This window comes from Streptomyces sp. WP-1 (assembly GCF_030450125.1).
Lineage (GTDB): Bacteria > Actinomycetota > Actinomycetes > Streptomycetales > Streptomycetaceae > Streptomyces > Streptomyces incarnatus.
In genome coordinates this window covers 6,279,135-6,302,492 of the sequence record NZ_CP123923.1, presented here as the reverse complement: position 1 = coordinate 6,302,492, position 23,358 = coordinate 6,279,135, and the positions used below count along the sequence as shown (strand labels likewise).

Genomic DNA, 23,358 nt, shown 5'->3' with positions numbered 1-23,358 from the left:
GAAGGAGTGTCACGTGGCCATCCGCGTCCTACTGGTCGACGACCAGCCCCTGCTGCGTACGGGTTTCCGGATGATCCTGGAGGCCGAGCAGGATCTCGCGGTCGTGGGCGAGGCCGGTGACGGCCTCCAGGCTCTCGATCAGGTGCGGGCTCTGCAGCCGGACGTCGTGCTGATGGACATCCGTATGCCGCGGATGGACGGGGTGGAGGCGACCCGGCAGATCAGCGGTCCGGAGCGGAACGGCCCGGCGAAGGTGCTGGTGCTGACCACCTTCGACCTGGACGAGTACGTGGTGGAGGCGCTGCGCGCCGGTGCCAGCGGCTTCCTGCTCAAGGACGCGCCGGCGGACGAGCTGGTGCAGGCGATCCGGGTGGTGGCGGGCGGCGAGGCGATGCTGGCGCCGAGCATCACGCGCCGGCTGCTGGACAAGTACGCGACGCATCTGCCCTCGGGCGAGGAGCCGGTTCCGGACACCCTGCACACGCTCACGGACCGTGAGGTGGAGGTGCTGAAGCTGGTGGCGCGGGGGCTGTCCAACGCGGAGATCGCGGCCGATCTGTTCGTCAGCGAGACGACCGTCAAGACGCATGTCGGGCATGTGCTGACCAAGCTGGGGCTGCGGGACCGGGTACAGGCGGCGGTGTACGCGTACGAGAGCGGTCTGGTGCGTCCCGGCGCGCAGTAGGCGCCGCGGGCTCGACGGCCGCCGGCCGAGGGCCTGTTCCGTACGACGGCGAAGGGCGCCCCTCTCCTGGCGGGGAGAGGGGCGCCCTTCGCCGTCGGCGTGTCAGCCGCTCACACCCCGGCCGAGCTCCCAGAGCTGGAGCGTGGAGGAGGAGTTGACGGCGTAGGCGACGCCCGTGATGTCGTCGCGGGCGGCGATGTACTGCTTGCCCTGCCACAGCGGGAGGACCGGGACGTCCTCGGCGACGGTGTCCTGGATCTTGGTCAGGCTGTCCGCGGCGGAGAGCCGGTTGGCGTCGCGGCGGGACTGCGGGATCAGGTTCCGCTGGATGTCGCTGTTGGAGTACGGCGAGTTGAGGAAGTTGTCCTTGTCGAGGAACGGCGCGAGGAAGTTGTCGGCGTCGGGGAAGTCGGGGAACCAGCCCATGCCGTAGACGTCGTACTGGCCCTTCTCCTCGGCGGGGCGGAAGGTGTCCCAGGGGTGGCCCTGGATGGTGACGTCGAACAGGCCGCTGTCGTTGAGCTGCTTCTGGAGGACCTCGAACTCCTGCTTGGTGGCCGTGCCGTAGTGGTCGGTCGTGTAGTGCAGGGTCAGCTTCACCGGGGTGGTGATGCCGGCCTTGGCGAGCAGGTTCTTGGCCTTGGCGGCGCTGGGGTTGCCGTACTTGTTGAAGAACGAGTTGGAGTGCCCGGTGACGGTGGCGGGGACGAGCGAGTACAGCGGCTCGGCCTCGGTGCCGTAGACCTTGGAGACCAGTTCGCCGCGGTTGATGAGCTGGGCCATGGCCTGGCGTACGGCCTTGGACTTCACCGTGGGGGCGTTGGTGTTGAAGGCGAGGTAGCGGATTTCGAGGCCCGGCATGTCGACGAGGTCGACGTTGTCGTCGCTGCCGGAGTCCAGCTTCTGGATCTGGGCGGGCGACATGGTACGGGTCATGACGTCGATGTCACCCTTGTCGATGGCGGCGCCCATGGCGTCGGCATCGGCGAAGGAGCGGACCACGACCTTGTTGTTGTTCACCGTCTGGGCCCCCTTGTAGTGGGGGTTCTTGGTGAAGGTCACGCTGACGAGAGCGTTGCCCTTGACCTCGGCCTGGAAGGTGTACGGGCCGGAGCCGTCCAGGTGGAAGCCGTCGCGCAGGGAGCCCTTGGGGTAGTCCTTGGGGTCGAGGATGCCCGCGACCGGGGTGGACAGCTTGTAGGGGAAGGTGGCGTCGGCCGTCTTGAGGTGGAAGACGATCTCGCGGTCGCCCTGCGTCTCGATGGTGTCGATGGTGTTCAGCAGCGAGGAGACACCGCTGTCGGCCTTGAGGTGCAGGGCGCGTTCGATGGAGAACTTGACGTCCTGGGCGGTCACCGGGTCGCCGTTGGCGAACGTGAGGCCCTCGCGCAGCTTGCAGGCGTAGCGTTCGCTGCCGCTGTCGGTGAAGCCGCAGCTTTCGGCGGCGTCCGGGACCGGGTCGCCCTCGCCCTTGGGCTCGGCCATGAGGGTCTGGACGGTCTGCCGCAGCAGGTTCCAGCTGCCGACGTCGTAGGCGTAGGCCGGGTCGACGGGCGCGGGGGCGTCCTTGGTGACGGTGAACCGGTCCGTGGTGCCGACGACGATGGCGTCGCCGCCCTTGCTCCCGCTGCCGGATCCGCCGCACGCGGCGAGGACCGGGGTGAGCAGGCCGGCCACCGCCGGCAGCACCAGAGTCTTGCGGTTCATGCGGGGGTTTCTCCAGAGCTGTTCGGGTCCGTGTTTCCGGCGCGCATGGGTGGCGCGCGGCGGGGCACGGGGGTTTCTTCGGTGATGTTCTCGCGACGAGATTAGTCCGCGCCCCGTGGGGCGTTCACAGCCGCGTGAGTTGACTCTTCATCACGCTGTGAAACCGGGCGTGGACACACCGAAAACCCGACAGTGGCAGGATTAGTGCAGCGTCTCATCAATCGGGACACAAGGGCCTGCCGTTCCCGGTCGGACCGGGCGGGTCTGCATACTCGTCAACCCTTGTCGAGGGGCCCGGGGGTGGCGAACGTCACAACTTCAACTGCGCGGGGTGCCGGCCGAATTCGGCCGTGCGGGCATGCCGTGAATTTCCCCGGATGCACTTCCGCGGTTATTCGCGGGCCGCGGTCAATGGGCTTTGCACGCTGGGTGAACGGCTAGGGCATTTCCGTCATCAGGCCGCGCAGAAATGCGAGGTCGACGTGTTCGAGGGAGGAGACGACGGTGCGTCGTTCGGCCGGGCCGATGGGGGCGAGGGAGGGTACGGCGACGACGTGGCAGCCGGCGGCCTCGGCGGCGGCGACGCCGGTGGCGGTGTCCTCGACGACGGCGCATCGGGCGGGGTGGGCGCCGAGTCCGCCGGCGGCGAGGAGGTAGGGGTCGGGGAAGGGCTTGGTGCGGCTGACCTCGTCGCCGGCGATGGTCAGGCCGAAGTGGTGCGGGCCGAGGACGGCGAGGACGCGGTCGATGATGCGCCGGTGGGAGGCGGAGACCAGGGCGGTGGGGATGCGGTGCTGGTGCAGTTCGGCGAGCAGCCGGGCGGCGCCGGGTTTGAGGGGCAGGCCGGTGCTGATGCGGGCCTCGAAGCCGTCGTTGAGCAGGACGCTGAGTTCGGCGAGGGTGATGTCGGCGCCGGTGGCCTCGATGAGGAAGCCGGCGCTGCGGGTCATCGGGCCGCCGACCACGACGTGCTTCCAGGAGTCGTCCAGGGTGTGGCCGAGGGCGGCGAAGACCTCCACCTCGACGTCCCACCAGAAGCCCTCGGTGTCCACCAGGGTGCCGTCCATGTCGAGGAGGACCGCTTGCAGTGCGGAACCTTCGGCCGAACGGGTTCCGAGCGCGGGGACCGTGCTGGTCATCCGGGCGCACCTCCTTGAGGGACGTTCAGGCCGGCTCCCCTGCGGGGAACCGGCCTGCGGTGGACCGACCAGTGTACGACTCCGCGCGGCGAAGCGCGTCGTTTATCGCTGGTGGCCCGGGGTATTCCCGAAGTCCCCGGGTGTGGCCCGGGGGGCGCTTCTCCATGCCCTTGACATATGCCTCAGCGGGCGTTGAAGTACTTCGCCTCCGGGTGGTGGATCACGATGGCGTCCGTGGACTGCTCGGGGTGCAGCTGGAACTCCTCGGAGAGGTGGACGCCGATCCGCTCGGGCTCCAGCAGGGCCGCGATCTTGCCGCGGTCCTCCAGGTCCGGGCAGGCGCCGTAGCCGAGGGAGAAGCGGGCGCCGCGGTACTTCAGGGCGAACATGTCCTCGATGTCGGCGGGGTCCTCGCCGCCGAATCCGAGTTCGGTGCGCACCCGTGCGTGCCAGTACTCGGCGAGGGCCTCGGCCAGCTGGACGGACAGGCCGTGCAGTTCGAGGTAGTCGCGGTAGGCGTTGGCCTCGAACAGCTTGGCCGTCTCCTCGCCGATCCGGGAGCCGACGGTGACGACCTGGAAGCCGACGACGTCGGTCTCGCCGGATTCCTCCGGGCGGAAGAAGTCGGCCAGGCACAGGCGGCGGCCGCGGCGCTGGCGGGGGAAGGTGAACCGGGTGCGCTCGTTGCCCTGTTCGTCCAGGACGATGAGGTCGTCGTCCTTGGACACGCACGGGAAGTAGCCGTAGACCACGGCCGCTTCGAGCAGGTTCTCGGTCTGGAGCCGGTCGAGGAGTCCGCGCAGCCGGGGCCGGCCCTCGGTCTCGACCAGTTCCTCGTACGACGGTCCCTCGCCGGTACGGACCTGCTTCAGCCCCCACTGGCCCTTGAAGAGGGCGCCCTCGTCCAGCCAGGAGGCGTACTCCTTGAGCTGGATTCCCTTGATGACGCGGGTGCCCCGGAACGGCGGGGCGGGCACGGGGTTGTCGGTGGCGACGTCGGAGCGGACGTGCCCCTCCTCCGGGCGTTCGGTCACCTCGACGGGGGCCGTGGCGCGGACCCGGCGCTGCTTCAGCTCGGGCAGTTTGGCGCCGGGGACGCCGCGTTTGACGCCGATGAGGGCGTCCATGAGGCGCAGGCCCTCGAAGGCGTCGCGGGCGTAGCGGACCTCGCCCTGGTAGATCTCGTGGAGGTCCTGTTCGACGTAGGCGCGGGTGAGGGCGGCACCGCCGAGGATGACGGGGTACGTGCCCGCCAGGTCGCGCTGGTTGAGCTCTTCCAGGTTCTCCTTCATGATCACCGTGGACTTCACCAGCAGCCCGGACATCCCGATCACGTCGGCGCGGTGTTCCTCGGCGGCCTCCAGGATCGCGGAGACGGGCTGTTTGATGCCCAGGTTGACGACGTTGTAGCCGTTGTTCGACAGGATGATGTCGACGAGGTTCTTGCCGATGTCATGGACGTCGCCGCGCACGGTGGCCAGCACGATGGTGCCCTTGCCGTCCGCGTCGGACTTCTCCATGTGGGGTTCGAGGTGGGCGACCGCGGCCTTCATCACCTCGGCGGACTGGAGCACGAACGGCAGCTGCATCTGCCCCGAGCCGAACAGCTCACCGACGACCTTCATCCCGTCCAGCAGCGTCTCGTTGACGATGTCGAGGGCGGGACGGTCCTGGAGCGCGGTGTCCAGGTCGGCCTCCAGGCCGTTGCGTTCACCGTCGATGATCCGCCGCTTGAGACGCTCCTCCAGCGGCAGCGCGGCCAGCTCCTCGGCCTTGCCCGCCTTCAGCGACTTCGCCGTCGCCCCCTCGAACAGCTGCATGAGCTTCTGGAGGGGGTCGTAGCCCTCGGCGCGCCGGTCGTGGATCAGGTCGAGCGCCGTCCGCACCTCCTCCTCGCTGAAACGCGCGATGGGGAGGATCTTCGAGGCGTGCACGATCGCCGAGTCCAGGCCCGCCTTGACGCACTCGTCCAGGAAGACGCTGTTGAGCAGGATGCGGGCGGCCGGGTTCAGGCCGAAGGAGATGTTCGACAGGCCCAGTGTGGTCTGCACGTCCGGGTGGCGGCGCTTCAGCTCCCGGATCGCCTCGATCGTGGCGACACCGTCCTTGCGGGACTCCTCCTGACCCGTGCAGATCGTGAACGTCAGGGTGTCGATCAGGATGTCCGACTCCAGGATGCCCCAGTTGCCGGTCAGATCCGCGATCAGGCGCTCGGCGATCGCGACCTTGTTCTCGACCGTGCGGGCCTGGCCCTCCTCGTCGATCGTCAGCGCGATCAGCGCGGCGCCGTGGCGGCGGGCGAGGTCGGTGACCTTCGCGAAGCGGGACTCGGGGCCGTCACCGTCCTCGTAGTTCACCGAGTTGATCACCGCGCGCCCGCCCAGGCGCTCCAGACCGGCCTCGATGACGTTCACCTCGGTGGAGTCCAGCACGATCGGCAGCGTCGACGCCGTCGCGAGGCGTCCGGCCAGCTCCGCCATGTCGGCGACGCCGTCGCGGCCCACGTAGTCCACACACAGGTCGAGCATGTGCGCGCCCTCGCGGGTCTGCTCCCGCGCCATCTCCACACAGTCGTCCCAGCGGGCCTCCAGCATCGCCTCACGGAACTTCTTCGACCCGTTCGCGTTCGTCCGCTCACCGATCGCCAGATACGAGGTGTCCTGCCGGAACGGCACCGACTGGTACAGCGACGCGGCGCCCGGCTCGGGGCGCGGGTCGCGGGCCGGCGGGGTCAGGCCCTGGACGCGCTCCACGACCTGGCGCAGGTGCTCGGGGGTCGTACCGCAGCAGCCGCCGACGAGCGAGAGGCCGTACTCGCGGACGAAGGTCTCCTGGGCGTCGGCCAGCTCGGGGGCGGTCAGCGGGTAGTGCGCGCCGTCCTTGCCGAGGACGGGCAGACCGGCGTTCGGCATGCAGGACAGCGGGATGCGGGCGTTGCGGGCGAGGTAGCGCAGGTGCTCGCTCATCTCGGCCGGGCCGGTGGCGCAGTTCAGGCCGATCATGTCGATGCCGAGCGGTTCGAGCGCGGTGAGGGCCGCGCCGATCTCGGAGCCGAGGAGCATGGTGCCGGTGGTCTCGACGGTGACCGAGACGATCACCGGGACGTCCAGGCCGAGGGCGGCCAGGGCGCTGCGGGCGCCGATGACCGAGGCCTTGGTCTGGAGGAGGTCCTGGGTGGTCTCCACGAGGAGCGCGTCGGCGCCGCCCTCGATCAGGCCCTCGGCGTTCGCCTGATAGGCGTCGCGCAGCACGGGGTAGGGCGCGTGGCCGAGGGTGGGCAGCTTGGTGCCGGGGCCCATGGAGCCGAGGACCCAGCGGGGGCGGCCGTCGCGGGCGGTGAACGCGTCGGCGCTCTCGCGGGCGACCCGGGCGCCGGCCTCGGACAGCTCGTGGACCCGGTCGGAGATGTCGTACTCGCCGAGGGCGGAGTGGTTGGCGCCGAAGGTGTTGGTCTCGACGCAGTCGACGCCGACGGCGAAGTAGGCCTCGTGGACCGAGCGGACGATGTCGGGGCGGGTGAGATTGAGGATCTCGTTGCAGCCCTCGAGCTGCTGGAAGTCGTCCAGGGTCGGGTCCTGGGCCTGGAGCATGGTGCCCATGGCTCCGTCGGCGACCACCACGCGGGTGGCGAGCGCCTCTCGGAGCGCGGACGCACGGGTCCGGCTGTCGGCGATAGGGGACGTTGGCAACGAGGCCATGTAAGGGCTCCCTGAAGGTGCGACGGCTGTCGGCTATGCGGTACCCCCACGCCGGGCGGGAGGGCCGCACGGCGCCAGACTAGCCGGGAGTGGGCTTGGATGGGCACAGGCGTCCACGGGACGGACGCGGATGGCCCCGGCGCCACGTCCGGGCCACCAGTGATGTAACAGGTGTCGACCGACCATTAGCGGGAGGTCGACATGGACCGGTAGTGTTCGACATTGCCGAACGGTGGTAGCGGAGCGCAGGCAGTCGGCGGCGCTTCGCCCAGAGATGTGTTCGGCAGTCGAAGGGGACGGAGGCAGGACGGCGATGGCACGGAACATCCAGTCGCTCGAACGCGCGGCCGCGATGCTGCGGCTGCTCGCGGGCGGCGAGCGACGGCTCGGGCTGTCCGACATCGCCTCCTCGCTCGGCCTCGCCAAGGGCACCGCGCACGGCATCCTGCGCACCCTCCAGCAGGAGGGGTTCGTGGAGCAGGACGACGCCTCGGGCCGCTATCAGCTGGGCGCGGAGCTGCTGCGCCTTGGCACCACCTATCTGGACGTCCACGAGCTGCGGGCGCGCGCCCTGGTGTGGACGGACGATCTGGCCCGCTCCAGCGGGGAGAGCGTGCACCTGGGGGTGCTGCACCAGCAGGGCGTGCTGATCGTGCACCACGTCTTCCGGCCCGACGACAGCCGGCAGGTGCTGGAGATCGGGGCCATGCAGCCCCTGCACTGCACGGCGCTGGGCAAGGTGCTGTCGGCGTACGACCCGGTGGCGCACAGCGAGGCGCTGGAGGCGGAGCGCAAGGCGTTCACGGACCGCACGGTGTGCGACGCGGCGGAGTTCGAGCACATCCTCGACCTCACGCGCGCGCGGGGCTACGCGGCCGATGTGGAGGAGACGTGGGAGGGCGTGGCGTCGATCGCCGCGCCGGTCCACGACCGGCGCCGGATGCCCGTGGGTGCCGTCGGCATCACGGGTGCGGTGGAGCGGCTGTGCCGGGACGGCGAGCTGCGGCCCGAGCTGATCGCCGCGGTGCGTGACTGCGCCCGCGCGGTCTCCCGGGACCTGGGTGCCGGGCGGTTCTGAGGGTCCCCGGGGGATCACGCTCTGTTGTGGGTAGGACCGGGACGCCGGGCGGCGTTCCGGCTCTCGGCCTACCCTGAAAGGGACAAAGTGGGGCTAAAACTACATAGTGTAGCGAAGAGTGATAGCCGACAACGATCAATAACGATCCGGTTTTCGATAAGAGAACTCTTGACGCACGCGTAACACCGAAGCAAGACTCCCGTCCATCGGTCGGCATTGTCGAACACCTATCGGTAATACGCGTTAGAGTGTGACAACGCCAAGGGCCGGTATCGCTCTCACCCCGAGGGCACCAGAACCCCCGGTGGGACCGGGGTTCGCTCACCCCTGGACGAAGGACAAAGGAGTCGCGGGTGTCCAGCTCCGACATCTTCATCGGCGAGACCCTCGGTACCGCCATACTCATCCTGCTCGGCGGTGGCGTCTGCGCCGCCGTCACGCTGAAGGCCTCCAAGGCCCGTAACGCCGGCTGGGTCGCCATCGCGTTCGGGTGGGGCTTCGCCGTCATGACGGCCGTGTACATCTCCGCGCCGCTCTCCGGCGCCCATCTGAACCCGGCCGTCACCGTCGCCCTGGCCATCAAGAACAGCGACTGGAGCAACGTTCCGTACTACCTCGGCGGCCAGCTGCTCGGCGCCATGATCGGTGCGGTCCTGGTGTGGCTCGCCTACTACGGGCAGTTCCACGCGCACCTCACCGACAAGGAGATCGTCGGCGGTCCGGGCGCCCAGGACACGACGGCCAAGGCGGTCGAGGCCCAGGAGCAGGGTGCGGGACCGGTGCTCGGCATCTTCTCCACCGGCCCGGAGATCCGGAACGTGGTGCAGAACCTCGTCACGGAGATCATCGGCACCATCGTGCTGATCCTCGCGGTCCTCACTCAGGGCCTGAACAACAACGGCAACGGCCTCGGCGCGCTCGGCGGTCTGATCACCGCCTTCGTGGTGGTGGCCATCGGCCTGTCCCTCGGCGGCCCGACGGGCTACGCGATCAACCCGGCCCGTGACCTCGGCCCGCGCATCGTGCACGCCCTGCTGCCGCTGCCCAACAAGGGCGGCTCCGACTGGAGCTACGCCTGGATCCCGGTGGTCGGCCCGCTGATCGGCGCCGCCATCGCGGCGGGTATCTACAACGTCGCCTTCTGACGAAACCCCCACCGGGGATTCGCGCACGCGCCGTACGTTCAGCCCCTCAACCACGGACCTCAGGAGCACACAGTGACCGACGCCCACACCGCAGGCCCCTTCATCGCGGCGATCGACCAGGGCACCACCTCCTCGCGCTGCATCATCTTCGACCGGGACGGCCGTATCGTCTCCGTCGACCAGAAGGAGCACGAGCAGATCTTCCCGAAGCCGGGCTGGGTCGAGCACAACGCCAACGAGATCTGGACCAACGTCCAGGAGGTCGTCGCCGGAGCCGTCGAGAAGGCCGGCATCACCCGCGACGACATCAAGGCCATCGGCATCACCAACCAGCGCGAGACGACCGTGCTGTGGGACAAGAACACCGGTGAGCCCGTCCACAACGCCATCGTCTGGCAGGACACCCGTACCGACGCCCTGTGCCGGGAGCTCGCCCGCAACGTGGGCCAGGACCGCTTCCGCCGCGAGACCGGCCTGCCGCTGGCCTCCTACTTCGCCGGCCCCAAGGCCCGCTGGCTGCTCGACAACGTCGACGGCCTCAAGGAGCGCGCCGCCGCCGGGGACATCCTCTTCGGCACCATGGACACCTGGGTCATCTGGAACCTGACCGGCGGTGTCAACGGCGGCCGGCACGTCACCGACGTCACCAACGCCTCGCGCACCATGCTCATGAACCTGCACACGATGCAGTGGGACGAGAAGATCGCCGAGTCGATCGGTGTGCCGCTGGGCATCCTCCCCGAGATCCGCTCCTCCGCCGAGGTCTACGGCGAGGTCACCGGCGGCAAGCTCGGCGACCTGCTGGGCGGCATCCCGGTCGCCTCCGCGCTCGGCGACCAGCAGGCGGCCCTGTTCGGCCAGACCTGTTTCTCCGAGGGCGAGACCAAGTCGACCTACGGCACCGGCACCTTCATGGTGATGAACACCGGTGACAAGATCATCAACTCGTACGCCGGTCTGCTGACCACGGTCGGCTACAAGATCGGCGACCAGCCCACGGTCTACGCCCTGGAGGGCTCGATCGCCGTCACCGGTTCGCTGGTGCAGTGGATGCGCGACCAGATGGGCCTGGTCTCCACCGCCGCCGAGATCGAGACGCTCGCGCTCTCGGTCGAGGACAACGGCGGCGCCTACTTCGTGCCGGCCTTCTCCGGCCTGTTCGCCCCGCACTGGCGCTCCGACGCCCGCGGTGTGATCGCCGGTCTGACCCGGTACGTCACCAAGGCGCACCTCGCGCGCGCCGTCCTGGAGGCCACCGCCTGGCAGACCCGGGAGATCGCCGACGCCATGGTGAAGGACTCCGGCGACGAGCTGGTGGCCCTGAAGGTCGACGGCGGCATGACCTCCAACAACCTGCTGATGCAGACCCTCGCCGACGTCCTGGACGCACCCGTGGTGCGCCCGATGGTCGCCGAGACCACCTGCCTCGGCGCCGCCTACGCCGCCGGCCTCGCCGTCGGCTTCTGGTCCAGCACCGACGAGCTGCGCGCCAACTGGCGCCGGGCCGCCGAGTGGACCCCCCAGATGGACGCGGAGACCCGCGACCGTGAGTACAAGAACTGGCTCAAGGCCGTCGACCGGACCATGGGCTGGATCGAGGACGAGAACTGAGCGGCCTCTCTCGGCTCAGACCGCTCTGACGAGGAGTAAGTACCCCACATGACCAGTCAGTCCACCCTGCAGTCCGTGCCTGCCCTGGGAACGCGCCCGGCCTCCGGCTCCAACCCGAGTCGCGCCGAGACCAGGGAGCAGCTCTCCAAGGCGTCGTACGACCTTCTTGTGATCGGCGGCGGCATCCTGGGCATCTCCACCGCCTGGCATGCCGCGCAGTCCGGGCTCAGGGTGGCGCTGGTCGATGCCGGCGACTTCGCCGGTGCCACCTCCTCCGCCTCCTCCAAGCTGCTCCACGGCGGTCTGCGCTACCTGCAGACCGGCGCGGTGAAGCTGGTGGCGGAGAACCACTTCGAGCGCCGCGCGGTGTCCCGTCAGGTGGCTCCCCACCTGGCGAACCCGCTGACCTTCTACCTCCCCGTGTACAAGGGCGGCCCGCACGGCGCGGCGAAGCTCGGCGCGGGCGTCTTCGCCTACTCGGCGCTGTCCGCGTTCGGCGACGGCGTCGGCCACCTGCTCTCCCCCGCCAAGGCGGCGCAGGACGTGCCCGAGCTGCGTACCGAGAACCTGAAGGCCGTGGCCGTGTACGGCGACGACCAGATGAACGACGCGCGCATGGCGCTGATGACGGTCCGCGCGGCCGTCGAGGCGGGCGCGGTCGTCCTGAACCACGCCGAGGTCACCGGCCTGCGCTTCACCCGGGGCCGGGTGACGGGCGCGGAGCTGAAGGACCGTACCTCCGGTGACGAGTTCGGGGTCGACGCCCGGCTGGTGCTGAACGCGACCGGCCCCTGGGTCGACCACCTGCGCAAGATGGAGGACCCGGGCGCGGCGCCGTCCATCCGGCTGTCCAAGGGCGCGCACCTGGTCCTGAAGCGGACCTCGCCGTGGAAGGCCGCGCTGGCCACCCCGATCGACAAGTACCGGATCACCTTCGCCCTCCCCTGGGAGGACATGCTGCTGCTCGGCACCACCGACGAGGAGTACGAGGGGGACCCGGCCGATGTTTCGGTCAACGACAAGGACATAGCGCAGATCCTGGACGAGGCGGCGTTCTCCGTCCGGGACCAGCAGCTGAAGAAGGACCTGATCACGTACGCGTTCGCGGGTCTGCGGGTGCTGCCGGGCGGTCCCGGTGACACCGCGAAGGCCAAGCGCGAGACGGTGGTGACCGAGGGCAAGGGCGGCATGCTGTCCGTCGCGGGCGGCAAGTGGACCACGTTCCGCCACATCGGTCGTACGATCATGAAGAAGCTGGAGGCGCTGCCGGGCCACCCGCTGGGCGACGACTTCGAGCCGATCTCCTCGCTGCCGAAGAAGCTGCCGCTGCCCGGTGTCGCCAACCCGCGCGCGGTCGCGCACCGGCTGCTGGTGGACGGTCCGGCCCCCGGTCCGCGGATGGCCGCCGACACCGCGAAGCACCTGGCCACCCACTACGGCTCGCTGGCCTTCGACATCGCCCGCATGGCGAACGAGAACCCGGATCTGGCGCAGCGGGTGCACCCGGACGCGCCGGAGATCTGGGCGCAGGTCGTGTGGGCCCGTGACCACGAGTGGGCGGAGACGGCGGACGACGTGCTACGCCGCCGTACCACGCTGACCATCCGCGGCCTGGCCACGGACGAGGTCCGGGCGAAGGTCCAGGGTCTGCTCGACGAGAAGTAGTCCCGGTCGGACACCGACGCGGGGAAGGGGCGGCGCCGTACGCACGGGCCGCCCCTTCCGCGCGCCCGTCCCGGGTCCGGGCTTTATCAGGGGCGCGAGGGGTGTTCGAGCGGGGAGGGCGGGGCAGTGATCCGTTCACTGCCCCCTACAAGGGGACTGCGGACGCCCTTGCCGGACGCCGTAAGGTTGGTGAGTCATGCAAGGGCACGTCGGAAGGAGGCACTGGGTGATCGAGCTGGAGGGGGTTCCCGAGCTGATCGACCCAGTCATGGTGGCCGCGTTCGAGGGCTGGAACGATGCCGGTGACGCCGCCTCCACGGCGGTCGCGCATCTGGAACGCGAGTTCAAGGGCGAGGTGTTCGCGGCGCTGGACGCCGAGGACTACTACGACTTCCAGGTGAACCGGCCGACGGTGTTCATGGAGGACGGGGTACGCAAGATCACCTGGCCGACGACCCGGCTCTCGGTGGTCCGTGTCGGCGGTGCCAAGCCGCGCGACCTGGTGCTGGTGCGGGGCATCGAGCCGTCCATGCGATGGCGCTCGTTCTGCAACGAGCTGCTCGGCTTCGCGCACGAACTGGGCGTGGAGCTGGTGGTCGTCCTGGGCGCGCTGCTCGGCGACACCCCGCACACACGTCCGGTACCGGTCAGCGGGGTCACCTCGGACACGGAACTGGCGCAGCGGATGGACCTGGAGGAGACGAAGTACGAGGGGCCCACGGGCATCGTCGGGGTCCTCCAGGAGGCGTGCACGCATGCCGGGGTGCCGGCGGTGTCGCTGTGGGCCGCGGTGCCGCACTACGTCTCCCAGCCGCCCAACCCGAAGGCCACCCTGGCACTGCTCAACCGTCTTGAGGATCTGCTGGACCTGCGCATCCCGCAGGGCGAGCTGCCGGAGGACGCGCGGGCCTGGCAGGTGGGCGTGGACCAGCTGGCCGCGGAGGACAGCGAGGTCGCGGAGTACGTCCAGACGCTGGAGGAGGCCCGCGACACGGCGGAGCTGCCGGAGGCGTCCGGCGAGGCGATCGCGCGGGAGTTCGAGCGGTATCTGCGGCGCCGGGACGCGCCGGGCGGCAAGGCGCGCCCGTCGAAGCCCGACGCGGATGCCTCCGGCGGTTCGGCCGGCGATGACGAGGGTGACGGGTCGGAGGACTGAGGTACGGCGAAGGGGCGGTCCCGGGTTGGGGGCCGCCCCTTCTTTTTGTCGCCGATGCCTGTCTTCGAGGCTTGTCGCCGATGCGCTACGGGGTGCCGCTCGACGCCGGTCGGGTGGCGGCGGGACCGTTGTGGTCGATCGCGCCGTTCCCCGCGCCCCTTCGGGGGCGCGGGGGTCGGCGGGGTCTACAGAGCAACGCCCAGGAGGGCGTCCACCGCCCTCGTGACCAGGCCCGGGGCGCCCGTGTCCGTGCCGCCCCCGGTGTGCTGGCGCTCGGCCCAGCGGTCCACCGCGACAAGTGCCGTCGGGGAGTCCAGGTCGTTCGACAGGGCGTCGCGGATCTCCTCGACCAAGGCGTCGGCGGAGGGGCCGTCGGGGCGGGAGACCGCGGCGCGCCAGCGGTCGAGGCGGTCGACGGCGTCCTGGAGGACCTGGTCGGTCCACTCCCAGTCGGCCCGGTAGTGGTGGGCCAGCAGGGCGAGGCGGATCGCGGCCGGGTCGACGCCACCGCGCCGGACCTGGGAGACGAAGACCAGGTTGCCCCTGGACTTGGACATCTTCTCGCCGTCCAGGGCGACCATGCCGGCGTGCACGTACGCCTTGGCCATCGGGAACTCGCCGGTGAGCACGTGGGCGTGCGAGGCACCCATCTCGTGGTGCGGGAAGGCGAGGTCGGAGCCGCCGCCCTGGACGTCGAAGCCCATGCCGAGGTGGTCCAGGGCGATGGCCACGCACTCGATGTGCCAGCCGGGCCGGCCGGGGCCGAGGGAGGCGCCGTCCCAGCTGGGCTCGCCCTCGCGGGCCGCCATCCACAGCATCGGGTCGAGCGGGTTCTTCTTGCCCGGGCGGTCCGGGTCGCCGCCGCGCTCGGCGGACAGCAGCCGCATGGCGGCCGCGTCGAGGTGCGAGACCGAGCCGAAGTGCGGGTCGGACTCGACGGAGAAGTAGACGTCGCCCTCCAGTTCGTAGGCCGCGCCGAGGTCGCGCAGCCGCTCCACGAGCGGGACGATGCCCGGTATCGCCTCGACGGCGCCTATGTAGTGCTGGGGCGGGAGCATCCGCAGGGCGGTCATGTCCTCGCGGAAGAGGGAGGTCTCCTTCTCGGCGAGAGCGACCCAGTCGACGCCGTCGCGCTCCGCGCGTTCCAGGAGCGGGTCGTCGACGTCGGTGACGTTCTGGACGTAGTGGACCTGCCGCTTGGTGTCGAGCCACACGCGCTGAACGAGGTCGAACGCGTTGTAGGTCGCCGCGTGACCCATGTGGGTCGCGTCGTACGGGGTGATACCGCAGACGTAGATACGGGCGACGGGACCGGGCTGGAGGGTGACCAGGCCGCCGGTCGCGGTGTCGTGGATCCTCAGGTCGCGGCCCTGACCAGGCAGGGCGGGGACCTCGGAAGCGGGCCAGGCATGCATGTACATGAGCCTAACCGGCCGCGCGAGGCACACACGACCGGGATCGAGCCGGATGGCCGGTCGGGCGCTCTTGTATCTTCGGCCGCACTGTGCTCACACGGGCGGCCAGGGGATCGCCGGCCAGTCCCCGCCGGGTTCCGGGTGCAGCCCGGAGGCGAGGAGGGCGGCGACGCGGGCGCGGGTGGCGTCCAGTTCCGCGGCGGTGATCAGCGGGGCGAGGCGCTCGCCCAGATCGCCGTCCAGGGCGTCGCCGAGCCGTTTGAGGACCCCGACGGCCTCGGCGGTGAGGGGCTCGCCCGCCCAGCCCCACAGCAGGGTGCGCAGCTTGTCCTCGGCGTTGAAGGTGACCCCGTGGTCGATGCCGTAGAGCCGGCCGTCGGCGGTGGGCAGCAGATGGCCGCCCTTGCGGTCGGCGTTGTTGATCACGGCGTCCAGGACGGCGAGCCGGCGCAGCCGCTCGTCGTCGGCGTGCACGAGCAGCGCGGTGCGGCCCTCGCCGACCTCGGCGAAGCCGATGGCCTTCCAGCCGGGCTCGGGCTCCTCGCCGTCGACCAGGGCGAGGAGTTCGGGCTCCGGGGAGACCTCGATCCACAGCTGGCACATGCCCTCGCCGTAGGGGCCGTCGCGCAGCACGGTGGGCGGGACGAGGCCCCAGCCGGTGGCCTCGGAGACCTCGTAGGCGGCGACCTCCCGGGCGGCGAGGGTGCCGTCGGGGAAGTCCCACAGGGGCCGCTCCCCCGCCACCGGCTTGTAGACGCAGCCGGCTTCCCGGCCGTCCTGGGCGACGGTGCAGTACAGGGCGGCGTTGGAGGCGTCGCGGATGCGGCCGCGCACGGTCAGCTCACCGCGGGCGAGCAGTTCGGCGGCGCCCGGGTCGGCGGCGGTCACGCCCCGCGGCGGTATCCGTTCTGGCGCGGGCATACGTGTCCTTCCGGATCGAGCGGGAGGCTGCACAGCGGGCACGGCGGCCGCCCGGCGTTGACGACGTCGAGGGCGCGCTTGGCGAAGGCACGGGCCTGCGCGCCGGTCAGCCGGACCCGCAGCATCGGGGGTCCGTTCTCCTCGTCCTGGAGCAGCCGTTCCTCGGCCTCGGCGAGGTCCTCCTCGGTGTCGGCGTCCAGCTCCACCAGGGCCTGCGCCTCCACGACCATGCGCTGTTCCTCGGCGTCCCAGGCCAGGGCCATGGTGCCGACCCGGAACTCCTCCTCGACGGGGGTCTCCAGCGGGGCGGTGTCGGAGATCTCGTTGGGCGCCATGGCCGGGACGGAGGCGCTGCCGCCGCTGCGGCGCACCACCTCGTCCAGGAGTTCGTCCATGCGCTCGGCGAGCGCGGCGACCTGGGTCTTCTCCAGGGCCACGCTGGTCACCCGGGGACCCGCCATGGCCTGGAGGAAGAACGTACGGCGTCCGGGCAGTCCGACCGTGCCGGCCACGAAGCGGTCCGGCGGATCGTAGAGGAACACCTGACGGGACACGTCCTGTCTCCATTGGGTCGAGAGTTACGGCGGTGCGTGTGCGGGCCGCTGCGGATACGCGGCGGCGCGGACCGCTTCACCCTACTGCGGGCGACGATCACGGTGCGCCCGCACCGCCACCGACCGGTGCGTCGCCGTCGGGGTGCGCCTCGCGCGGGGCGAGCGAGGCGAGATCACCGGTGTCGCCGAGGCGGACGAGGAAGGGGCGAAGCCGGGTGTAACGGATCGCGGTCACGGAACACGGCTCCACGGAGATCCGCTGGAAGAGGTCGAGATGGAGGCCGAGGGCGTCGGCGACCAGGGATTTGATGATGTCGCCGTGGGAGCACATCAGGTAGGTGGCGTCGGCGCCGTGGTCGCGTTCGACGCGCGCGTTCCACTCGCGTACGGCCTCGGCGGCGCGGGTCTGCATGGCGCGCATGGACTCGCCGCCGGGGAAGGCGGCGGCGGAGGGGTGGGCCTGGACGACCTCCATCAGCGGCTCGTCCTTGAGCTCGGCGAGCTTGCGGCCGGACCAGTCGCCGTAGTGGCACTCCCCGATCCGGTCGTCGGTGTGGGGGGTCAGGCCGGGGCGGGCGGCGAGGAGCGGGGCCAGGGTCTCCTGGCAGCGCTGGAGCGGGCTGGTGACGATCTCGGCCAGCGGCAGGGCGGCGAGGCGGGCGGGCAGGGCGGCGGCCTGGGCGGTGCCCCGCTCGTCCAGGGAGACCCCCGGCGTCCAGCCGGCGAGCACGCCGGAAGTGTTGGCGGTGGAACGTCCGTGCCTTACGAGGATCAGCGTGGGCATGCGGACCAGGGTAGGCGCATCAGATGGTGCGCCGGTGATCTCGTGAAGGGAGAATGCGCTCCGTGATCGTCGACTGTGCCATCTACCGGCATGGAAAGCGGACCGAGGGTCCGGAGGATCTGTCCGACGCGCTCGCCGAGGCGCGGGCGGCGGGCGGGTTCGTGTGGATCGGGCTGTACGAGCCGTCCGAGCGGGAGTTCGACCTGGTGACCCAGGAGTTCGGGCTGCACCCGCTGGCGGTGGAGGACGCCCTCAAGGCTCATCAGCGGCCCAAACTGGAGGTGTACGAGGATTCGCTGTTCGTGGTGCTGAAGCCGGTCGGGTACGAACCGGCGAGCGACACGGTCTCGGCGGGAGAGGTGATGGTCTTCGTCGGCGACTGCTTCGTGGTGACGGTGCGGCACGGTGAGGCGTCGCCGCTCGCGGCGGTGCGGCACCGGCTGGAGGAGGAGCCGGAGATGCTCCACAAGGGGCCCACCTCGGTGCTGTACGCGATCGCCGACGCCATCGTGGACCGGTACCTGGAGGTGGCGACCGAGCTCCAGACGGATCTGGAGGAGGTGGAGGCGGAGGTGTTCCGGCCCGAAGGGGGCGGCGCGCGCAACACCGCCTCGCGGATCTACGGCTTCAAGCGGCAGATCGTGGAGTTCCGCCGGGCGACCGGGCCGCTGACGGTGCCGCTGAACCGGCTGGCGGGGACGGGGCCGCTCGGCTCGGGCAGCGGGGTGCCGTTCGTGCACGAGGAGGCGCGGCCGTTCTTCCGGGACGTCGGCGACCATCTCGCCCGCGTCAACGAGTCGGTGGAGGGCCTGGACCGGCTGGTGTCGGACGTGCTCTCGGCGCATCTGGCGCAGACGAGCGTGCGGCAGAACGACGACATGCGCAAGATCTCCGCCTGGGCGGCGATGGCGGCGGTGCCCACGATGATCGCCGGGATCTACGGCATGAACTTCGACCACATGCCCGAACTGCACTGGCTGTGGTCGTACCCGGCGGTGATCGTGGTGATGGCGCTGCTGGAGGTGGTCCTGTACCGGCTGTTCAAGCGCCGCGAGTGGCTGTGAGCCGCCCCGGCCGCGGGGGCGGCCCGGCAAGAAGGGGCCGGGGAGTCGTAACCGCTCGTCGCCGGGCGCGTTGTTCCCGGTGACGGCCGTGGCGGGGAAGACCCCCGAGCTCCCACCACGGCCGTGGAAGACTTCCGGCTCAGGCGAGCCCGGCGCGCTCCAGGGCCTCCGTGCCGGTGCGCAGGGAGGCGAGCCGCTCTTCCAGGGTGAACCCGGCGGGCGCGAGGCTGAGGGTGGTGACACCGGCCTCGGCGTACGCCTTCATGCGATCCGCGATGCGGTCGACGGAGCCCAGCAGCGTGGTCTTGTCGATGAGGTCCTGCGGGATCGCGGCGGCCGCCCCCTGCTTGTCCCCGGACAGGTACTTCTCCTGGATCTCGGCGGCCTCCCGCTCGTACCCCATGCGCTGCGCCAGCTTGTTGTAGAAGTTCTGCTTGGCGCTGCCCATGCCGCCGACGTACAGCGCGGTGTAGGGGCGGAAGGTGTCGGCGAGCGCGGCCACGTCCTTGTCGTCTCCGACGGCGAGCGGCAGGGTCGGGCAGATGTCGAACCCGTCGAGGGTCTTGCCCGCCTTCTCCCGGCCCGCGCGCAGATGCGTGAGGGTGGTCTCCTCCAGGTGCTCGGCGGCGGGGAAGATCAGCAGGGCGCCGTCGGCGATCTCGCCGGTCTGCTCCAGGTTCTTCGGGCCGATCGCCGCGATGTACAGCGGGATGTGCTCGCGCTGCGGGTGCACGGTCAGCTTGATCGGCTTGCCCGGACCGCCGGGCAGCGGCAGCGTCCAGTGCTCGCCCTCGTACGACAGCCGCTGACGGGTCATCGCCTTGCGGACGATCTCCACGTACTCGCGGGTACGGGCCAGCGGCTTGTCGAACCTGACGCCGTACCAGCCCTCCGAGACCTGGGGCCCGGAGACGCCGAGGCCGAGCCGGAAGCGGCCGCCGGAGAGGGTGTCCAGGGTGGCCGCCGTCATCGCGGTCATCGCCGGCTGGCGGGCCGGGATCTGGAAGATGGCCGAGCCGACGTCGATGCGCTCGGTCTGGGCGGCGACCCAGCTGAGCACGGTGGCCGCGTCGGAGCCGTACGCCTCGGCTGCCCAGCACACGGCGTAGCCCAGCCGGTCGGCCTCCTGCGCCACGGCCAGATTGTCGCCGTCCATTCCGGCACCCCAGTAGCCGAGGTTGAGTCCGAGTTGCATGGCCGATTCCCCTTACCCGTGAGTAACGTCCCTGTGGCGCAGACCTTAGCGCGGGGGCGCGGGCGGCGCCCCGTGCGGGCCCGCGCGAGTTGTCCACAGGCTTCCCGCCCCGCTCGTTCCGGCCAGTAATCTCGCGGTCATGGAGCAGAGGCATCTCGGCCGTACCGGCCTGCGCGTGTCCCGGATCGGACTCGGCACCCTCACCTGGGGCCGGGACACCGAAGAGCATGACGCCGCGGACATGCTCAAGGCGTTCTGGGAGGCCGGCGGCACCCTCGTCGACACGGCGGACGTGTACGGCGGCGGGGAGGCGGAGTATCTGCTCGGGCGGCTGATGGAACGGCTCGTACCGCGCCGCGACCTGGTCATCTCCACGAAGGCGGGCAGCGTCCCGGACCCCGGGCGCCGCTTCGACGGCTCCCGGGGCCATCTGCTCGCCGCGCTGGACGCCTCCCTGGTCCGCCTGGGCACGGACCATGTGGACCTGTGGCACATCCACGCGTACGACCCCGGGACCCCGCTGGAGGAGACGCTCCAGGCCCTCGACATAGCGGTGGCCAGCGGCCGGGCCCGGTACGCGGGCGTGTCCAACTTCTGTGGCTGGCAGCTCGCCAAGGCGGCCACCTGGCAGCTCGCGGCGCCGGGCACCCGCACCCGGCTGGCCAGCACGCAGATGGAGTACTCGCTGCTCCAGCGGGGCGTGGAGCGCGAGGTGCTGCCCGCCGCGCTGGACCTGGGCGTGGGCCTGCTGCCCTCCTCGCCGCTGGGCCGGGGCGTGCTGACCGGAAAGTACCGGCACAACACGCCCGCGGACTCGCGCGGCGCCTCCGATCATCTGGCGCCGTTCGTGGAGCCGTATCTGGACGACACGGCGACCCGCATCGTCGACGCGGTGACGACGGCCGCCGACGGGCTCGCGGTCACCCCGCTCCAGGTGGCGCTGGCCTGGGTCCGCGACCGCCCCGGGGTCACCGCCCCGATCGTCGGCGCGCGCACCGCGCAGCAGCTCACGGCGGCGTTGTCAGTGGAGGCGCTTAGTCTTCCTGACGAGATCTGCCGGGCGCTGGACGATGTGTCGGCGCCCTTGCACCGCTATCCCGATCACGACTGGAGCACGCTGTGAGCACGGAACCGGAGACCACGGAGGAAACGGGGCCGGGGACGCCGGAGATGCCGGAGGCGCAGGGCGCGCCGGAGGCGCCGGACGGGGTGGCCGGGGTGGCCGGGGACGGTCTCGCGGCGGACGGCGGTGAGGGTGCGTCCGAGGTGTCCGACGTGTCCGAGGCATCCGGAGCGCCCGAGACGTCCGAGGTGGAGGACGGCGGCGCGGGCGAGGAGACGGCGGAGCCGGCCGAGGGGGCGGAGACGGCGGAGCCGACCGGGTCGGCCGAGGAGGCGGAGTCGGATGGGTCGGCCGGACCGGTGGCCGAGGGTGCCGGGAAGCCGGAGCTGTCCGAGGCGGCGGCCGAGTTGGCCGCGCAGCGGCTGGAGCGGGAGCGGATCGAGCGGCGCAAGGCGGAGCGCAGGGGGCCCGTGGAGAGCGGCGCCAAGCTGAGCGGGACGGCGGCCGATCTGCTGGCCGCGGTCCGGGCGGTGGAGGGGGGCAAGAAGCCGGCGTCCACGGTGTTCGCACAGCCCGCGCGGCCCGCGCCCGAGCGGGCACCCGAGCCGGGCCCCGCGACCGCCCCGGTCCGTCCCGCACCCGTACCGGAGCCGGTGCGCCAGGAGCGGCCCGCGCCCGCCCCCGCGGCCGCCCCGGTCGGGCCCTCGCCGCAGACGGTGGAGGCCGTACGACAGGTGCTCGCGCGGGGTGGGGCGCCGGAGGCGCTGGGGCAGCAGGCGGCCCTGGTGCTCGGCGAGGGCGCGGGCGATGTGCTGCGGGAGGACCCCTGGCAGTTGCTGCGGCTCCCGGGGGTGCGGCCCGAGCAGGCGGACGGCTTCGCGCGGGCGCTGCTCGGCGCCGAGTGCGGCCCGCGGGACGAGCGGCGGGGGCGGGCGGTGACGGTCTGGCTGCTGGAGCAGGCGGCCCTCGCCGGACACACCGCCCTGGAGCTGCCCGCGCTCACCGCGGCCCTGGCCCAGCGGGGCGTGCCGGACCCGGACGAGGCCGTGCAGAGCACCCTCGCCGAGGGCGAGGCGCTGGTGTTCGAGGACGCCCTGGAGGAGGCGGGCGCCCCGGCCGCGCGGGCGGCGGACGACGAGGAGGAAGAGGCGGCGGAGCGCCCGGTGCGGGTGCTCATCGCCCTGGAGCGGTACGCCATGGCCGAGGAGAGCCTCGCCGACGGCCTGGCCCGGCTGATCAACTCCCCGTCCCAGGACGCCGGGGAGGCCTGGGCGCCGGTCGTCGCGGAGTTGTCGGGCGGCGCCGCCGAGCTGGCCCGCGCGGTCGCCGGGCACGGCCTGGTCCTGCACACCGGCGGCGACGCCTCGCGCGCCGAACCGGCCGCCCTGCTCGGCGCCGCCCGGGACGCGGGCCTGCGGGCCCTCGCCGTGTGCCACACCCCCGACGGCCGCGACCGTCTCGCCGCGCTGCCGCCGACGCGCGGGGCGGGCGTGGGTACGGTCGCGGGTCTGCTGGCCGGTGCCGAGGGACCGGGCCGGGACGGCGACGGAGCGCTGGAGCTGGATCTGCTGATCGTGCTGGACGCGCCCCAACTCGACGTGGAGAGCGCGGCGATGCTGGTGGAGTCGCTGCCCGACGGGGCGCGGCTGGTGCTCAGCGGGGATCCGGCGCTGCTGTGGTCGGCCGGTCCGGGACGGGTCTTCGCCGATCTGCTCGCGGCCCGCGCCTGCCCCCAGCTCGCCTCCCGGCTGCCCGACCCGGGTCCGATCGGCGAGCTGGTCTCCGGGATCGGCATCGGCGAGCTGAACCAGGTCGAGGCGCCCGGCAAGGAGGTCGTGATCGTGCCGGTGCGGGACGCGGGCGAGGCCGTGCACCGCACGGTGCAGCTGGTCGCGGACTCGGTGCCGCGCGCCTTCGGGGTGCCCGTCGAGGACACGGTGGTGATCACGCCGGGCCATGGCGGCGCGGCCGGTACCCGGGCTCTCAACTCCGCCCTGAAGGAGCGCCTCAACCCCGGCCCCGGCCGGTTCGGCGGCTTCGACCCCGGCGACCGGATCGCCTACTCCCCCGCCCCCGGACGGACCCTGCCGGGCACCGTGGTGAAGGCCGATGCCGAGGGGCTGCACCTGTCCTGCGCGGGCGCCCCCGTGGCCGTACCGCGGGAGCGGGTGGAGGGGTCGGTGCGGCACGGATGGGCGCTGACCGCGCACCAGGCGGTGGGCGGGCGCTGGCCCGCGGCGGTCGTGGTGCTGCCCGGCGACGCGGCGCAGACGCTGAGCAGGCCGTGGGTGTACACGGCGTTCGGCCGGGGCGAGCGGCATCTCTCCGTGGTCCACGGCGTGGAGGGGGCGCTGCCGCGAGCGGTCGCGGAGATCCCGGCCAAGCCCCGTACGACGCGGCTGGCGACCCTGCTGCGCCCGCAGCCCCCGACGGACTGAGTCCCCGGCGCCGACGTGGTGAGGATCATCCGAGGCGGCG

The 23,358-nt window shown here is 71.5% G+C and carries 17 protein-coding genes; 9 read left to right on the top strand and 8 right to left on the bottom strand.

Going from position 1 to position 23,358, the window contains the following annotated elements:
- The first annotated feature begins 13 nt into the window (after window positions 1-13).
- Window positions 14-685: a response regulator transcription factor gene (locus QHG49_RS27915; protein ID WP_046423998.1), complete on the top strand. Its 672-nt coding sequence runs from the start codon at window positions 14-16 to the stop codon at window positions 683-685.
- Window positions 686-787: 102 nt separating this feature from the next.
- Here QHG49_RS27915 and QHG49_RS27910 read toward each other — a convergent pair whose 3' ends face one another.
- From QHG49_RS27910 to metH, 3 genes are all read right to left on the bottom strand, one after another.
- Complete coding sequence (locus QHG49_RS27910; RefSeq protein ID WP_145483663.1) at window positions 788-2,392, bottom strand: ABC transporter substrate-binding protein; 1,605 nt, start codon at window positions 2,390-2,392, stop codon at window positions 788-790.
- 437 nt (window positions 2,393-2,829) lie between these two features.
- Window positions 2,830-3,531 (bottom strand): HAD family phosphatase, encoded by a 702-nt coding sequence (locus QHG49_RS27905; protein ID WP_301491690.1) that lies wholly within the window; start codon window positions 3,529-3,531, stop codon window positions 2,830-2,832.
- A gap of 182 nt (window positions 3,532-3,713) precedes the next feature.
- The gene (metH, locus tag QHG49_RS27900) at window positions 3,714-7,229 is read right to left on the bottom strand and encodes a methionine synthase (RefSeq protein WP_301491689.1); all 3,516 of its coding nucleotides are present in this window, start codon (window positions 7,227-7,229) and stop codon (window positions 3,714-3,716) included.
- 313 nt (window positions 7,230-7,542) lie between these two features.
- Here metH and QHG49_RS27895 point away from each other — a divergent pair, with 313 nt between their 5' ends.
- The 5 genes from QHG49_RS27895 to QHG49_RS27875 all read left to right on the top strand — a co-directional run bounded on the left by QHG49_RS27895 (window position 7,543) and on the right by QHG49_RS27875 (window position 13,884).
- Entirely contained in the window at window positions 7,543-8,307 is a 765-nt protein-coding gene (locus tag QHG49_RS27895; protein ID WP_159699894.1) for an IclR family transcriptional regulator, read from the top strand.
- A gap of 353 nt (window positions 8,308-8,660) precedes the next feature.
- Window positions 8,661-9,452 carry an MIP/aquaporin family protein gene (locus tag QHG49_RS27890; protein ID WP_145483652.1) on the top strand — a complete coding sequence of 264 codons (792 nt, stop codon included), beginning with the start codon at window positions 8,661-8,663 and terminating at the stop codon, window positions 9,450-9,452.
- A 72-nt stretch (window positions 9,453-9,524) separates the two neighbouring features.
- Window positions 9,525-11,063 (top strand): glycerol kinase GlpK, encoded by a 1,539-nt coding sequence (gene glpK / locus QHG49_RS27885; RefSeq protein ID WP_159699897.1) that lies wholly within the window; start codon window positions 9,525-9,527, stop codon window positions 11,061-11,063.
- A 48-nt stretch (window positions 11,064-11,111) separates the two neighbouring features.
- The gene (locus QHG49_RS27880) at window positions 11,112-12,728 is read left to right on the top strand and encodes a glycerol-3-phosphate dehydrogenase/oxidase (RefSeq protein WP_145483647.1); all 1,617 of its coding nucleotides are present in this window, start codon (window positions 11,112-11,114) and stop codon (window positions 12,726-12,728) included.
- 226 nt (window positions 12,729-12,954) lie between these two features.
- Entirely contained in the window at window positions 12,955-13,884 is a 930-nt protein-coding gene (locus tag QHG49_RS27875) for a PAC2 family protein (RefSeq protein ID WP_145483644.1), read from the top strand.
- Between the two features lie 185 nt (window positions 13,885-14,069).
- Here QHG49_RS27875 and mshC read toward each other — a convergent pair whose 3' ends face one another.
- The 4 genes from mshC to QHG49_RS27855 form a co-directional block, all read right to left on the bottom strand.
- Window positions 14,070-15,299, bottom strand: coding sequence for a cysteine--1-D-myo-inosityl 2-amino-2-deoxy-alpha-D-glucopyranoside ligase (mshC, locus tag QHG49_RS27870; RefSeq protein WP_301491688.1), 1,230 nt, complete (start codon window positions 15,297-15,299; stop codon window positions 14,070-14,072).
- Window positions 15,300-15,392: 93 nt separating this feature from the next.
- Window positions 15,393-16,220 carry an SCO1664 family protein gene (locus tag QHG49_RS27865; protein ID WP_145483639.1) on the bottom strand — a complete coding sequence of 276 codons (828 nt, stop codon included), beginning with the start codon at window positions 16,218-16,220 and terminating at the stop codon, window positions 15,393-15,395.
- A complete protein-coding gene (locus QHG49_RS27860) occupies window positions 16,184-16,774 on the bottom strand; it encodes a DUF3090 domain-containing protein (protein ID WP_145483636.1) in 591 nt (196 codons plus the stop codon). Before QHG49_RS27860 ends, QHG49_RS27865 begins: the two co-directional genes overlap by 37 nt.
- 97 nt (window positions 16,775-16,871) lie before the next feature.
- Entirely contained in the window at window positions 16,872-17,558 is a 687-nt protein-coding gene (locus tag QHG49_RS27855; protein WP_301491687.1) for a histidine phosphatase family protein, read from the bottom strand.
- Window positions 17,559-17,620: 62 nt separating this feature from the next.
- Between QHG49_RS27855 and corA the strand changes: the two genes are divergently transcribed.
- Window positions 17,621-18,622: a magnesium/cobalt transporter CorA gene (gene corA, locus QHG49_RS27850; protein WP_167532148.1), complete on the top strand. Its 1,002-nt coding sequence runs from the start codon at window positions 17,621-17,623 to the stop codon at window positions 18,620-18,622.
- A gap of 139 nt (window positions 18,623-18,761) precedes the next feature.
- Here corA and QHG49_RS27845 read toward each other — a convergent pair whose 3' ends face one another.
- Window positions 18,762-19,817 (bottom strand): LLM class F420-dependent oxidoreductase, encoded by a 1,056-nt coding sequence (locus tag QHG49_RS27845; RefSeq protein WP_301491686.1) that lies wholly within the window; start codon window positions 19,815-19,817, stop codon window positions 18,762-18,764.
- A gap of 139 nt (window positions 19,818-19,956) precedes the next feature.
- Here QHG49_RS27845 and QHG49_RS27840 point away from each other — a divergent pair, with 139 nt between their 5' ends.
- Both QHG49_RS27840 and QHG49_RS27835 read left to right on the top strand, forming a co-directional pair.
- Window positions 19,957-20,940, top strand: a complete 984-nt coding sequence (locus tag QHG49_RS27840; RefSeq protein WP_145483626.1) for an aldo/keto reductase — start codon at window positions 19,957-19,959, stop codon at window positions 20,938-20,940.
- On the top strand, window positions 20,937-23,318 hold the full coding sequence (locus tag QHG49_RS27835) for a helix-hairpin-helix domain-containing protein (RefSeq protein WP_301491685.1): 2,382 nt from the start codon (window positions 20,937-20,939) through the stop codon (window positions 23,316-23,318). Before QHG49_RS27840 ends, QHG49_RS27835 begins: the two co-directional genes overlap by 4 nt.
- Window positions 23,319-23,358 lie beyond the last annotated feature (40 nt).